Raw genomic sequence first — 13,759 nt, 5'->3', positions numbered from 1 at the left:
CATAAGGAGATGATAAGTTGAAAGCTATAGAATATAAAAATATTTCTAAAAACTTTGGAAATACAAAAGCTTTAAATAATATAAATCTTAATATAGACAGCAAAGATATTTATGGTCTTGTTGGGCCTAATGGAGCAGGTAAATCTACTATTTTAAAGATATTGGCCGGCCATATTATAGAAGATTCTGGTGAAGTTAAAGTTTTTGATATACCCTTAAATCAAATTAAAAATAAAAAATCAACTATAGGCTTTTTAATAGAGAAGCCTGCATTTTATTCCTATCTTAGCGGAGAAAAAAACCTAAAAAGAATAGCTGAGTTAAGGGGTTTTTCCTACAATTCAAATGACCCTTTAATAAAAGAATTTAAAATGGAAGATAATCTGAATAAGAAAGTAAAATCCTATTCAACAGGTATGGTTATGAGGTTGGGATTAATAGCAGCATTTATGGGAAAACCTAAGATTTTAATTTTAGATGAACCAATTAACGGTCTTGACCCCGAAGGAATAATAGATTTAAGAAGATTGCTTTTAAAGATAAATAGAGAGTGGAATACAACAATAGTTATTTCTTCTCATATATTATCAGAACTGTCCATGATAGCAACAAAATTCGGCTTTATAAAGAAGGGACAAGTTATTGAAGAAATAAACAAAGAGGAAATAGACTCAAAAAGCAGAAACTATATTGACATAATAACTCTTGATAAGGATTTGGAAAAAGTAGTAAATATACTTGAGAGAAATTTTAATATAAAAGAATATAGAGTATATCCCGAAAATGAAATAAAAGTATTCGAAAACTTTAACAGCCAAGATTTGCAAAAAATACTTGCAAAAGAAAATATTTTTCTTAAGTCAATATCTGATGAGAAGTTTAATCTTGAAAACTATTATATAAACTTGGTGGAGGGAAAAAATGAGATACTTTAAAATAGATTTGAAAAGAGCTTTAAAAAGGAGAAGTACATTAGGCACTTTTTTGGTTTTTTCCTTAATAGTACTTGCATGTCATTTAGGCATAATTTTTGCGAATAAAAATGCTTTAAACTCAATTAATGAAGGCTATAATTATTTAATTATTACCTTTGCAAGTTTACAAATAGTAATCGCCTCATCCTCTTGGCTTTCAGCAGGATTATCTACTCTTAACTTATCAGATGAAGAAAAGGAGGGAGGATACAAAAGGCCTATTGAAGCTGGCATATCAAGAGAAAATATAATAATATCAAAGTTTTTAGGAGCAGTTACTTTATGCTTAATATTTGCTATATTTATGCTTACAGTTCATTTTATATGCTCAAAAATAATTTATGGGTTTATTGATTATAAGTTTATTTTAATAAAAATTTTTCTTAAATATATGGGACTTATGATTTTACCTATATGTGCCATTATTTCAGTGATACACCTTGTTTTTTTAAATATGAAAAATGAAAGCTTAGCCACAATATTAGGGCTATCTTTAAACCTTGTAGTTCCCGGTATACTTTTGAAATTAAATAACTTTTTAAATATAGGCAAAATAGAAAAACTTATGAACTTAATGCCTATAAAAACTGCAGAAAAAATTTCAGGTAAATTTTTTAAAGAAGTTATTTACAAGCTATCCTCATCAGAAGAGGCCATGAATTCTTTACTTGGAGGTATAGGAAAAAATATTAATCTTTCAAATATAGGTCCAACAGATTACTCAAATCTTATTCCAGGACTTGTAGTAAGTGTTATTATACTAGTAATGGCAATTGGATTGAATTTGATTATATTTAAAAGGAGAAATATTGATTAGTAGTTTTATCATATTGGGACTTGTAATTTTTATCTTATACAAAAGTTATAAGTCAAAAAAAGCTTTAAAAGAGTTAGAAAAATTTTTGGACTATAAAGTAAAATACAAGGACTTATCTGAATCCTATTTAAACATCCCTAAAAACTATAGGTTTATATTAGAAAAGTTCAATAATCTTTTAGTTGAAAATAACTCTTTAATTAATGAAAATAAAAGGCAGGAAATTTCATATAGGGAACTTCTTGCTAATTTATCCCATGATTTAAGAACACCTCTTACTTCAATTATAGGGTACTTAAGTTTAATAAAACCAGAGGATGAAAATTCTAAAGAGTATCTTGATATAGTAATAAATAGAAGCTCATATATAAAAGAGATTATTGAGAAGTTTTATGAATATTCTATAATTTCCAACTACGATATTAAAGAAGTCAATAAGATTAACCTTGTTGATTTTATAGTATCTATAGTTTTTGATTACTATGATCTTATAAAAAGTAAAAATGAAAGTATAGATATTGAGAAAAATATAGAGTTTTATGAAATAGTTACATCTAAGGAACTTTTATCGGTAGCTGTTCACAATATTATGGATAATATGGTTAAGTACTCTCTTGGAGAAAACAAAATATTAATAAAAGACATAGGATCAAGTATAAGGATTGAATTTATAAATAAAACAAGCTTAGAAGATGGAGATTATTCTTATCTTTTTGAAAAAATGAGAGTAATAGATACATCACGACAAAGCTCCACAGGACTTGGACTTAGTATAGTTAATGCTGCAATGGATAAGTTGGAATATAATTGCTCAATAGAGGTAAAGAGTAAAAAATTTATAATTCAGTTTGAAATAAAAAAATAAAGGCTAAGCCTTTATTTTTTTATTTTTAATTTTAAAAATTATCATTTGATAGTTTATTGGTTTTCTAATGACAATAGTTTTTTATAAGTTAAATCTATACCTAAAGCACCTAAAGGAGCAGTAATTATAATTCCAAGGACAGATACAGAAAGAACAATTTGGCCGCAAGATAAACCCATTGAAAGAGGGATGGATCCAATAGCAGCTTGAACTGTAGCCTTAGGTAAATAAGCAATGACACAGAAGAGACGTTCTTTATTGGTAAGTTGTGTTTTTATAAGGCATACCATTACACCAAATGCTCTGAATATAAGAGCAATAAAAATAATTCCTATGCTTGTAAATCCTGCATTTAAAGTGTAATTAATATTCACCGAAGCACCTACAAGCACAAATAAAATTACTTCAGCTGCCACCCACAATTTGCCAAACTTTTCAGATAGCCTCATAGAAACAAAATTATTACCTTTAATTTTAATCATAGATGCCATACTTACTAAAGCAATAATTCCAGACATTGGAAGATAAGGCCTAATCCAGCTTTCAATTGATATTAAAAGAAAAGCGGTAGCTAAAACAATAATTGTCTTCATACTATTTCTAATGAAATGTTTATTTGCATAGGCGGTTTCGAAGAATACGCTAAGACCATAACCTACTATAGCTCCTATGATAATGCCTATTATAATAGATAAAGGTATATTATAAAAAGATTTTATATTTATATCTCCTCCTTTTGTCATGTCGAGAAAAGTCGAAAATAATACAATTACAAAGATATCATCACATGATGCAGCTGCCATAATAAGCTGTGGAATACTTTTGGAAGTTCCATATTTTTGATCCATTAATTGAATCATTTTAGGTATAACGACAGCAGGAGAAACAGCTGAGAGAACTGCACCCATAATCGCAGCTTCAATATAAGTTACTTTTAATAATATGGGCGCAAAGAAAACATAGGTGAGTATTTCAAAACTTGCAGGTAAAAAGGACATAAGAACTGCAGGCTTTCCAACTTTTCTTAAGTCCGATAAGTCTAGAGACAGTCCAGCCTTAATTAAAATAATAATGAGTGCAATTTGTCTAAGTTCTGATGAAATATTAAGTATAGTTGGATCAAGAAGATTTAAAACATAAGGCCCTAAAACAATACCTGTAAAAAGCATTCCTATGATTCTTGGCAAACAAAATTTTTCACAAATTGCCGCCATCGATAATCCCACAAGAAATATAATTGATAGAGATGTCAACATAATAAAACCCTCCTATAGATACAAAAAGCTGACAGCTTCTGTATATTTTGCACAGAAGTCATCAGCTTTAGAAGCAGTTTTAGCATAAGCTAAGGGAGATCTTCATTCCCACAAATCCTGGATATTATATATTATTTTATAAAAAAATACAAGAAATTTGCAGGTTCTATTCAACTGTAACAGATTTTGCCAAGTTTCTAGGCTTATCCACATCATTTCCTTTGGCAAGAGAGGTATAGTAGGCTATAAACTGAGAAGGTATTATACTTAAAAAAGGTGCAAGTATATCTATAGTTTCAGGAATTTTTATAATTTGCTTTGAATTTTGATTAACTGTAGAATTGTTAAATGTAGTTATTGTATAAATATCCGCTCCCCTTGATTTTAGCTCTTCAAGATTTGATGCAATTTTATCAACGGTAAAGTTTTGAGTAACAACTGCAATTATTTTTGTGTTTTTTTCCATAAGGGCTATTGAGCCGTGTTTAAGCTCTCCTGATGCCATTGCCTCAGTGTGTATATATGATATTTCCTTTAGCTTTAAGGCTCCTTCTTTTGCAGATATAAAGTCTATACCTCTACCCGTATAATAAACTGAGGACTCATTTTTAATATCTTCAGCAATATCTCTAAAGTCATCTTTATTAGAAAGTATAAATTCTATTTTGCCCGGTATAAGCATTAGTTCCTCAAGGATATCTGTTATTTCTTCTTTAGACATAGTTCCAAGTTTATCTGCCATATCAAGCGCTATAAGGTAAAGCTGAAGTAATTGAGATGTATATGCTTTAGTTGAAGCCACTGAGATTTCAGGTCCGCAATAACAATATATTACCTTATCCGCTTCTCTTGTCATAGTTGAATTTTCGGAATTTACTATAGCTAAAATTTTAGCTCCTAATTTTTTAGCATTTTCAAGGGCTAAAAGCGTATCTGCCGTTTCACCTGATTGACTTACAAATATAGTCAATGTATTTTCATCTATAAATTTTTGATTATAATTAAATTCAGATGCTATATCACAAATAACTTGTCTCCCAGTAAATTTTTGAATAGCAAACTTGGCAACTTCTCCGGCATGAAAGGCTGTACCACAAGCTATAATATAAATTTTATTAAACTTCTCAATTTCTTCCTTCGTAAAAAAAGAATCTCCAAGTTTTATTTTGTTTTCAACAATTCTTTTTTCAAGGGTATTTCTTATAGCATCAGGTTGCTCAAAAATTTCTTTTAACATATAATGATCAAATCCGTTTTTAGAAATTGATTGACTGTCAAGATCAATATTTGTAATCTCCTTTTGAATCTCATCTAAATTATAGTTAAAAAACTTATATTCATTATTTAAACTAAATTGTGCTATTTCGTTATTTTCCATATAAATAACCTTGTTTGTATATTCAACAAGTGAAGATAATTCTGAGGAAATGAAATATCCATCATCACTTAGGCCTACTATTAAAGGAGATTTATACCTTACTGCTATCAGCTCACTAGGATTATTCATTGATATAACTCCTAAAGCATAGGAGCCTTTAAGTCTTTTTACGGATTTAAGTACAGCATTTAACAAATTACCATTATAGTAGTAATCTATTAACTGAACAATAACTTCAGTGTCTGTTTTAGATTTAAAACTATAGTCCAGATTCTCAAGTTCTTTTTTTAAGTCTTGGTAATTTTCAATAATTCCATTGTGAACTAGGGCTATGGTTTCAGAAGTATTAAGATGAGGATGAGCATTTGCCAAGCTCACTTCTCCATGAGTTGCCCATCTTGTATGACCGATTCCAACGCTCCCTTTAATAGGATTTTCTTTATAAATCTTTTTAAGATTTTCAAGTTTACCTATACTTTTTATAGTTTTAAGCTTATCTTGTCCAACTAATGACATTCCTGCAGAGTCATAACCTCTGTATTCCATTTTCTTTAATCCATTTAATATAATTTCACCTGCGTTTTTATTTCCGCAGTATCCAACTATTCCACACATAATTTACCTCCGGTATATAATACTGAAGACTCACTGGACTCCATTTGTTTTAAGATTGCTCTTAGTTTTTAAGGAGAACTTAGGCTGTGATACCTATGAAGCATCCGCCGAAAATTTCGATAACTTCATTCCTCGTCATCCCATAAGGGACCTGGCGCTATAATTATTTTTGCCTTCGTGTAATTATAACATAGGCAATTTAACTAGACAAGTTGGTTATAGCGCCTAACAGGCTTAATCATTAACTACAATTACTTAAATATAGATGGTATAATTTAACTATTGTTTTAGAAAGGGTGTAAAATTTGTTTACTAAAGACTTTAAGGTTTACAAATCTTTATGCGATAACGGGTCTCTTACACTTTATAATTTACTAAAATTACTGCTTAAAACTTCAAATGAAGAATATGAGAGGGAGGGAAAAAGTTATTTTGATTTTATTAAAGATTATAATTGCATTTGGATTATTTATAGGTGGCGTCTTGAACAAATAAGACCTATTGAAAGAGATGAATTTATAAAGATAAAAACATGGACAAGCAAATTCAGAAAAATTTACTGCTATAGGGAATATAGAGTGTTTGACTCCTCCGGCAATCTTCTCGTTAAAGCCACAGCTTTATTTTTGCTATTGGATCTTAAAAATAAAAAACCTGTGATTATAGGCAAAGATATGATTAATAAATATAAAGTTTTTCCCAAAAAAAATTTTGATAATTTTCTTTACCTAGAGAGTGACAATGATATAAAAGTAGTAAAAGAATTTACAGTTAAAAATTCAGACATAGATTATAATGGCCATGTAAATAATACAATATACGTATATTGGATTTATAAATCCATTGATGAAAATTTTTTAGAGGGAAAATATATAAATTACTTTGATATAGTTTATAAAAGAGAAATAAAAAATGATAAAAAAATTTATATTTTAAGCAATGATAACTTTAGCTACCTAGAGGTATGCACAAATGAAACGAATGCTAAAATTAATATAAAATATAAAAAATCTTGAAAAAAATACTTTTTAATGTTATCATTACTAATGATTAAACTTTATGAATTTGAAAATGACAGCTTAACTTCTTGTTTTGGTTGCTCAACATTGACAAAGGATTAAGGAATTAAGAAGGAGGGACTAAATGAAAGGCAAAGTTAAGTGGTTCAACAGCGAAAAGGGCTTTGGATTTATCACAACTGAAGAAGGAAATGATGTTTTTGCACATTTCTCTCAAATTCAAAAAGAAGGCTTCAAAACTTTAGAAGAAGCTCAAGAGGTTGAATTTGATGTTGTTGAAAGTGAAAAAGGCCCACAGGCTGAAAATATTGTAATCTTATAAATTAAAGCAGCCAAGGCTGCTTTTTTGTTTTATGGAGGTAAAGATGAAAAATAAAATACTTGCAAAAATCGATAATCAAGAAATAACTATGGAAGACTATATGGTTTTTATGAGCACTCTTAGCCCTCAAATAAAAAACCAATTAACAAAAGGTTCAAGCGAAAATAAGGTTGTAAAAGAAATTGTTGATGAAATCATATACCAACGTTTATTATATATGGATGCTAAAGAAAACGGCTTAGACAAAGATGAGGACTTTCAGAAAGTACTTACTAAAACAGAGGAATCACTTCTTACCACCTATGCTATAGGAAAGCTTATGGAAAATATAAATCCTTCAGATAGAGAAGTGGAGGAATACTATAATGCACATGCCGAAAAATTTGATGAAGATGATTCAGTAGAAGCATCTCACATACTTGTAGCTGAAAAAGAAGAAGCTGAAAATCTTAAAAAGAAATTAGATGGAGGAGCAAATTTTGAAGAGCTTGCCAAAGAATATTCCGACTGTCCATCATCAAATAACGGCGGCAATCTAGGTAAATTTTCCAAAGGTATGATGGTTAAAGAATTTGAAGATGCAGCTTTTACAATGAAAGTTGGAGAAATTTCAAATCCTATAAAAACAGATTTCGGCTATCATATTATTAAACTTAACAGTAAAATAAAAGGAAAGAAACATACCTTATCTGATGTTAGAGACAGGGTATATGAAGAAGTAAAAAACTTTAAAAGTCAAAATGCTTATGCTGATAAAATCAAGGAACTTTCACAAAAACATCATATTGAGGTTGCAAATTTAAAAGAAGAAGAAAAATAAAAATAACGAGGAATAAAATGAAAATTGAACTTTTCCAATTTATAGATGAAAGTGTTCTAACCTTAAGATCATATAATGAAATATTAAGACAAATATCTAATAAAATCGTATCTTCTTTAAAAGATACACTTTATACTGATGATAATTTTTCTAATATAAGCTACAGAATTAAATCCGAATCATCACTTAAGGAAAAAATTATTAAAAATAATTTCTTTTTAAAATATAATGATGCGGAATCTATGATTATGAATCTTTCCGATTTAATAGGGGTTAGAATAGAGTGCAGATTTATAAAAGATGAAGAGGAAATTTATAATTTAATTAAGAAAAAATATAATATTAACCAAGGTGATGGCTACTATAAAAATGATCTTGAGTCGCCTATATCTTTGAAGCTTTCTGACAAACAACCTCAAGTTCAGGTAAATGGATTTGAAATTTATAAAATAGATTGCAGGTACCAGTACGGTAAAAATATTTTTAATTTTGAACTACAAATAAAATCTATGGTTAATGTTTTTTGGGGAGAAATAGACCACAAAATTCTTTATAAAAACTACAACTATATGCTTGATGAATCGTTTTTCAGAGACATAATGTCTACTATTAAAGATTCACTTTACATGATAGACAGGCAACTTCTTTTAGTTTTTGAGCACGTTTCAAGTCTTGATGCCAGTGCTGTAGTTTCAGCTAATAAACAAATAGATCAACTCCTTTCAAAAATTATTCACGATGTTTATAGTAATAAGGTAAGGGAAGAACTGGGATTTGTATTTAACTTCAAACATTCAACAGATATTATAGTTGAGTTTCTTCAACTTACTGCTGCTAAAAAGAAAGAATTATCATACGGAGAAAATTTTGTAAAAATGATTAACAGGATAAACGATGTCAGCAATTCAAAATTAAATCTCCAGGAAAATATCAAATTCGAATCCTGTACTGAATTTTCAGATAAATTTACGAAAAATATATTTAAAACCATTATGTACTCAACTAGCAGAGATTTGACTTGGAACCTCACTTTAAAAATAATTATTCAGATGCAAAATACAGATCCTAACGAAAGTATAATTGATTTTTTAAATTTTATACGCTCTAAATATTCTCTTTTATTTATTAAAATGTTTGATTTTTTTGATTTGGCTTTAAAAGATGAAACCGAGCTTGAAAATTATATATTAAACAAAGTATATACTAATTTTAGAGAAAATAGATCAATGAATTATCTAGTTAAGGAAGCCCTTGAGGATATAGAAACTGAATATGAATTTATTAAAATAAAAGGGAAAAAACCATTTGATATTGAAAGGTTAAAAGTTAGGTTTGAAAACAGACTGGAGAATAATTAGTAAAAAATATTTTAAGAATTACTTAATGAAAAATCCTAATAAACATAATTTAAATTGATTGGAATAAATTTGATGAAGATTTATTATTATAGAGTATAATAACATTAAGGAGGATTACTTTGAGTAAATTAGAAAATATAGAACCGAAAAGAGTGTTTCATTATTTTGAAGAGATAACAAAAATTCCAAGGTGTTCATTTAAAGAAGAAAAAATTGCCGATTATCTTGTGAATTTTGCTGAGTCCTTTAATTTGGAATATATACGAGATGAATATAATAATATAATAATAAAAAAACCTGCCTCATTAGGATATGAAAATTCGCCTGGAATTATTCTTCAAGGTCATACAGATATGGTTTGTGAAAAACTTGAAGGTGTTGACTTTGACTTTGATAAAGACCCTATAGACTTTAGTGTTGAAGGAGACAGGATAACGGCTAAAAATACAACTTTAGGTGCTGATAACGGTATAGGAGTTGCAATGATACTTGCAATTTTAGAGTCAGATAACTACGAACATCCTTATATTGAAGCACTGTTAACTGCAACAGAGGAAAGTGGAATGATAGGTGCAAAAAATTTAGATGGATCTTTATTTACATCTGAAACCTTGCTAAACCTTGATTCTGAAACAGAAGGAAAAGGCTGTATTGCTTGCTCTTCAGGCCAAAGAGATAATATTGTTTTTAAGAAAAAGTTTCAATTGGCAGATAAGGTAAGACAATTTTATTATATAAGCCTGTCCGGATTAAAAGGCGGACATTCAGGAGAAGATATTAATAAGGGAAGAGGAAATGCTAATAAACTTTTAGCAAGAAGTTTAAAGAGAATAAATCAAAAATTCGGCATATCATTAGTTGATATATCAGGGGGATCTAAAGAGAACGCAATTCCACGATATGCAAAAGCCATTATAGCAATTGATCCTAACGATAAAAAAGGAATACAGGATGAAATTGTAAAGATAAATAGAGATTTTGTTAAGGAAATAGGTAAAGTAGATCCAGATGTTAGACTTAATTTTGAAAAAGCTGAAAAATCTGATAAATCTGATAAGTTTTTAGATGATGAATTAAAAGAAAATATTATTAATCTGCTATATATATTGCCTAATGGTGTAAGTAGCATGAGTCATAACATAAGAGGACTTGTAGGAACTTCATCAAATTTAGGGGTTATAGAATCAAGTAATGAGGAAATAATAATACACATTTCCATAAGATCAGAACTTGAGTCATTGAGAAATGAAATTTCAAAGAAAAATAATATCTGCTCTGAACTATGCAATGCTGAACACTTTGTAATAAGTAGTTATCCAGCTTGGGAATATAAAGAAAATTCAAAAATAAGAGATCTGGCAAAAGAGGTTTATAAAAATCTTAAAGGCGAGAATTTAGAATTTGAAGCTATTCATGCAGGCCTTGAGTGCGGAATTTTAAAAGAAGTAATAGGAGATATAGATATGCTTTCAATAGGTCCTAATATGCATGGTATACATGCACCTGGAGAAAGTTTGGAAATCCAATCAACAAAAAATATTTTTGAATTTGTTATTGAATTATTAAAAAGATTAAAATAAGAGGTTTTTTATGAACAAAGATGATTTAAAAGATTTAGAATATCTAAATGACGAAATGGAACCTGAGACTATAAATCTTACTTTCGAAGATGGCACAGAGGCTGAATTAGTTGTTTTAGACATATTTGACCTGGAGGACAAATCTTATATTGCACTTGTTGATGAAGATGGAGATCCCGATGAAGTTTTTTTCTATGAATACAAAGAGCTTGACGATGATGAAATAGAACTTGAAAACATCGAAAATAAGGAAGAACTTAATAAAGTTTTAGATGTTTTTGAAGAAATATATTTTGAAGAAGGTGAATTAAATGAAAACTGATTTTAAGCTACAATCTACAGACGGAACAGAAAAAACTCTTGAAAGTTATAAGGGTAAATATCTAGTTTTGTACTTTTACCCGAAAGACAATACTTCTGTTTGCACAATTGAAGCAAATGGTTTCGCAGACCTTTATGATGAGTTTAAAAATTTAGATGCAGAAATAGTGGGCATAAGCAAAGATACAATAGGCTCTCATATTAAATTTAAAGAAAAACAAAATTTGCCTTTTGAGCTTTTATCTGATCCTGAAAGAGAAGTTCACGAAAACTATGAAGTATTAAAGCCTGCTAAAATGTATGGCAAGGATGTCATTAAAACTATAAGATCAACTTTTGTTTTTGACAAAGATTCGAATCTTATTAAGGAATTTAGAAAAGTCGATGGTAAAACCCATCCAAAAGAAGTTCTTGAATATTTAAAATCACTATGATTTATAATAAATATTCAAACTTTCTTAAAAAAAATTTTGGAGAAAAGGTATATAAACTGCCTATTAAGATAGATGGTCTAACCTGTCCTAATAGAGATGGTAAATTAGGTTATGGAGGTTGTATTTTTTGCGGTGAAGAAGGCGGCAGCTTCGAAAATAAATTCGGAACTATAACACAACAGCTTGAAGAGAGTAAAAAGATTATTTCGGAAAAATACAAGGCCAAAAAATACATTGCATATTTTCAAAATTTTACTAATACTTATTTAGATTTTGAAAAATTTAAAAATAACATAGAAGAATGCCTTCTTGATGATGTAGTTGGCGTATCTATTTCCACAAGACCTGATTGTTTACCTGACAAATATTTGGATTTTCTTTATGAAATCAATAAAAATTTTATGGTAACTCTTGAGCTTGGACTACAAACTGCAAATTATAGAACCTTAAAAAAAATAAATAGAGGACATGGAGTTGCAGAATTTGTTGATGCTGTAATAAGGTGCCATAAAAGAGGTCTTAGGGTATGTGCTCATGTTATTTTGAATTTACCTTTTGATGATTTTGATGATAATATAGAAACAGCACATTTATTAAACGCACTCAATGTTGAAGAGGTAAAATTACATGCCTTGTATGTCCTTGAAAATACTAAATTAGGGTTAATGTATAAGAATAAAGAATTTCAAATTATAACTCTCGAAGAGTATAAAGAAAGAGTTATATTATTTTTACAGCATTTAGATAAAAATATTGTTGTTCAAAGACTAATTGGCAGAGCACCTGAGGAAAATAGTTTGTTTTGTAATTGGAATACTTCTTGGTGGAAAATTCGTGATGATATTGAGAAGATTATGAAAGACTCTAATTTCTGTCAGGGTGAATATATTGAAAGGATTGATAAAAAATGATTAAGTATATCTTAGGAGCAAAAGGTGTAGGAAAAACAAAATGGCTTATCGATAATGCAAATGAAGATATTAAAAGCGGAAATGGAAATATTGCATTTGTAGAATTTGATGATGATCATATTTTTAGTTTGGATTACAATGTAAGACTAATCAATGCAGATAATTACAGATTAAATGATAAGGAATCTTTTTATGGGTTTATTTGCGGGTTAATGGCAATGGATTATGATTTAGAAAAAATATATATAGACGGTATTTATAAGATAGTTAAATTAAGACCTGAGGACTTAGAGTTTTTAAAGAATAAGCTTGAAAAAGTTGAAGGCGCTTCAACTAAAGAAATTTATGTTAATATTGATTATATTTTAAGTGAATTCCCTGATTCACTAAAGAATAATGCAATTGAAATTACAGCTGAATAGGTGGTATTATGAATAATAAAGGTGTTGTTAAGATTATTGCTATATTTTTAGCTTTGTTAATGGTTTTACCGATTTTAGCTGAATTACTTGCTCAGAATTAGGTGTTATATGTGAGTTTTATAAGAAAAGATGGTCTATTTGAAAGATTTTTTGAAAGAAGATCATATTTGATTATGCAATACAACAATGGAGATATTACAAAAAGAGAATTTCTGCAATATAATTATGACTATATGATTTCTGAAAATGCGAGACCCTTCTTAAAGATAGACTCCTATGAAAAAGGAATGTATAACTATCAATACTACAACGGTATGGCTAAATATTATAAAATGTTAGCTAAAGAGGTTAGAAATAGTAAAAAACATTCCAGATATTACAATTATTATTTGAATTTAGGAAGCAAATTCTATAATCAAAAAGATGGATCTATACTATCTATACTGAAATTAATTAATTTTGAAAATGTAAGTTCGTATTTTATAAAATGTGACTCTAATTCTTTAAAAAATAGATTGTATGAGATAGTTCTTGAAGATAAAAAAGAAGCAATTTTTCATTCAAAATCAGAACGATTGCTTCAGATACTTAAAGAAAATGGAATATTCAGTTCGGGCATAAGAAAATCCTTGATAGAAGATTATATTAACGAAAGATATTAAAAGAG

At 28.8% G+C, this 13,759-nt stretch carries 15 protein-coding genes and 1 riboswitch; of the genes, 13 read left to right on the top strand and 2 right to left on the bottom strand.

Annotated features, from left to right (window positions below; genetic code table 11):
• Window positions 1-17: 17 nt before the first annotated feature.
• From PEPCATONIAE_RS01040 to PEPCATONIAE_RS01030, 3 genes are read left to right on the top strand one after another with little or no spacing between them, the layout of a single operon-like run.
• A complete protein-coding gene (locus PEPCATONIAE_RS01040; RefSeq protein ID WP_138159009.1) occupies window positions 18-935 on the top strand; it encodes an ABC transporter ATP-binding protein in 918 nt (305 codons plus the stop codon).
• Window positions 922-1,791 (top strand): hypothetical protein, encoded by an 870-nt coding sequence (locus PEPCATONIAE_RS01035; protein WP_138159007.1) that lies wholly within the window; start codon window positions 922-924, stop codon window positions 1,789-1,791. The genes PEPCATONIAE_RS01040 and PEPCATONIAE_RS01035 overlap by 14 nt, the downstream gene beginning before the upstream one ends.
• Entirely contained in the window at window positions 1,784-2,656 is an 873-nt protein-coding gene (locus PEPCATONIAE_RS01030) for a sensor histidine kinase (RefSeq protein WP_180339331.1), read from the top strand. The genes PEPCATONIAE_RS01035 and PEPCATONIAE_RS01030 overlap by 8 nt, the downstream gene beginning before the upstream one ends.
• A gap of 53 nt (window positions 2,657-2,709) precedes the next feature.
• Here the strand turns inward: PEPCATONIAE_RS01030 and PEPCATONIAE_RS01025 are convergent, their stop codons facing one another.
• Window positions 2,710-3,912, bottom strand: a complete 1,203-nt coding sequence (locus tag PEPCATONIAE_RS01025) for a cation:proton antiporter domain-containing protein (RefSeq protein WP_138159003.1) — start codon at window positions 3,910-3,912, stop codon at window positions 2,710-2,712.
• A gap of 45 nt (window positions 3,913-3,957) precedes the next feature.
• Window positions 3,958-4,031, bottom strand: a riboswitch (Fluoride riboswitch).
• 47 nt (window positions 4,032-4,078) lie between these two features.
• Window positions 4,079-5,905 (bottom strand): glutamine--fructose-6-phosphate transaminase (isomerizing), encoded by a 1,827-nt coding sequence (gene glmS / locus PEPCATONIAE_RS01020; RefSeq protein WP_138159001.1) that lies wholly within the window; start codon window positions 5,903-5,905, stop codon window positions 4,079-4,081.
• A 305-nt stretch (window positions 5,906-6,210) separates the two neighbouring features.
• Between glmS and PEPCATONIAE_RS01015 the strand changes: the two genes are divergently transcribed.
• The 10 genes from PEPCATONIAE_RS01015 to PEPCATONIAE_RS00970 all read left to right on the top strand — a co-directional run bounded on the left by PEPCATONIAE_RS01015 (window position 6,211) and on the right by PEPCATONIAE_RS00970 (window position 13,754).
• Window positions 6,211-6,921, top strand: a complete 711-nt coding sequence (locus PEPCATONIAE_RS01015) for an acyl-[acyl-carrier-protein] thioesterase (RefSeq protein WP_138158999.1) — start codon at window positions 6,211-6,213, stop codon at window positions 6,919-6,921.
• Window positions 6,922-7,048: 127 nt separating this feature from the next.
• Window positions 7,049-7,246: a cold-shock protein gene (locus PEPCATONIAE_RS01010; protein WP_138158997.1), complete on the top strand. Its 198-nt coding sequence runs from the start codon at window positions 7,049-7,051 to the stop codon at window positions 7,244-7,246.
• A 43-nt stretch (window positions 7,247-7,289) separates the two neighbouring features.
• Window positions 7,290-8,066 (top strand): peptidylprolyl isomerase, encoded by a 777-nt coding sequence (locus PEPCATONIAE_RS01005; protein ID WP_138158995.1) that lies wholly within the window; start codon window positions 7,290-7,292, stop codon window positions 8,064-8,066.
• Between the two features lie 17 nt (window positions 8,067-8,083).
• Window positions 8,084-9,424, top strand: a complete 1,341-nt coding sequence (locus tag PEPCATONIAE_RS01000) for a GTP pyrophosphokinase (protein WP_138158993.1) — start codon at window positions 8,084-8,086, stop codon at window positions 9,422-9,424.
• A 119-nt stretch (window positions 9,425-9,543) separates the two neighbouring features.
• Entirely contained in the window at window positions 9,544-11,004 is a 1,461-nt protein-coding gene (locus tag PEPCATONIAE_RS00995; protein WP_138158991.1) for an aminoacyl-histidine dipeptidase, read from the top strand.
• Window positions 11,005-11,014: 10 nt separating this feature from the next.
• Window positions 11,015-11,326, top strand: a complete 312-nt coding sequence (locus PEPCATONIAE_RS00990; RefSeq protein ID WP_138158989.1) for a DUF1292 domain-containing protein — start codon at window positions 11,015-11,017, stop codon at window positions 11,324-11,326.
• A complete protein-coding gene (locus PEPCATONIAE_RS00985; protein WP_138158987.1) occupies window positions 11,316-11,759 on the top strand; it encodes a peroxiredoxin in 444 nt (147 codons plus the stop codon). Before PEPCATONIAE_RS00990 ends, PEPCATONIAE_RS00985 begins: the two co-directional genes overlap by 11 nt.
• Window positions 11,756-12,670, top strand: a complete 915-nt coding sequence (gene mnmL, locus PEPCATONIAE_RS00980; RefSeq protein ID WP_138158985.1) for a tRNA modification radical SAM protein MnmL/YtqA — start codon at window positions 11,756-11,758, stop codon at window positions 12,668-12,670. Before PEPCATONIAE_RS00985 ends, mnmL begins: the two co-directional genes overlap by 4 nt.
• Window positions 12,667-13,092: a hypothetical protein gene (locus tag PEPCATONIAE_RS00975; RefSeq protein ID WP_138158983.1), complete on the top strand. Its 426-nt coding sequence runs from the start codon at window positions 12,667-12,669 to the stop codon at window positions 13,090-13,092. Before mnmL ends, PEPCATONIAE_RS00975 begins: the two co-directional genes overlap by 4 nt.
• Window positions 13,093-13,202: 110 nt before the next feature.
• Window positions 13,203-13,754: a DUF6648 family protein gene (locus tag PEPCATONIAE_RS00970; RefSeq protein WP_138158981.1), complete on the top strand. Its 552-nt coding sequence runs from the start codon at window positions 13,203-13,205 to the stop codon at window positions 13,752-13,754.
• The last annotated feature ends 5 nt before the right edge of the window (window positions 13,755-13,759 follow it).

Origin of the sequence: Peptoniphilus catoniae (genome assembly GCF_901447155.2) — a bacterium.
Classification (GTDB): Bacteria; Bacillota; Clostridia; order Tissierellales; family Peptoniphilaceae; genus Peptoniphilus_E; species Peptoniphilus_E catoniae.
The sequence above is the reverse complement of the archived record's forward strand: the minus strand, read 5'-3'. Positions and strand labels throughout refer to the sequence as shown.

Coding starts and splice junctions, on each gene's coding strand:
- PEPCATONIAE_RS00985 (WP_138158987.1), top strand. CDS start 11,316: ATGAAAACTGATTTTAAGCTACAATCTACAGACGGAACAGAAAAAACT.
- PEPCATONIAE_RS01005 (WP_138158995.1), top strand. CDS start 7,290: ATGAAAAATAAAATACTTGCAAAAATCGATAATCAAGAAATAACTATG.
- PEPCATONIAE_RS00975 (WP_138158983.1), top strand. CDS start 12,667: ATGATTAAGTATATCTTAGGAGCAAAAGGTGTAGGAAAAACAAAATGG.
- mnmL (WP_138158985.1), top strand. CDS start 11,756: ATGATTTATAATAAATATTCAAACTTTCTTAAAAAAAATTTTGGAGAA.
- PEPCATONIAE_RS01035 (WP_138159007.1), top strand. CDS start 922: ATGAGATACTTTAAAATAGATTTGAAAAGAGCTTTAAAAAGGAGAAGT.
- PEPCATONIAE_RS01025 (WP_138159003.1), bottom strand. CDS start 3,912: ATGTTGACATCTCTATCAATTATATTTCTTGTGGGATTATCGATGGCG.
- PEPCATONIAE_RS01000 (WP_138158993.1), top strand. CDS start 8,084: ATGAAAATTGAACTTTTCCAATTTATAGATGAAAGTGTTCTAACCTTA.
- PEPCATONIAE_RS01010 (WP_138158997.1), top strand. CDS start 7,049: ATGAAAGGCAAAGTTAAGTGGTTCAACAGCGAAAAGGGCTTTGGATTT.
- PEPCATONIAE_RS00990 (WP_138158989.1), top strand. CDS start 11,015: ATGAACAAAGATGATTTAAAAGATTTAGAATATCTAAATGACGAAATG.
- glmS (WP_138159001.1), bottom strand. CDS start 5,905: ATGTGTGGAATAGTTGGATACTGCGGAAATAAAAACGCAGGTGAAATT.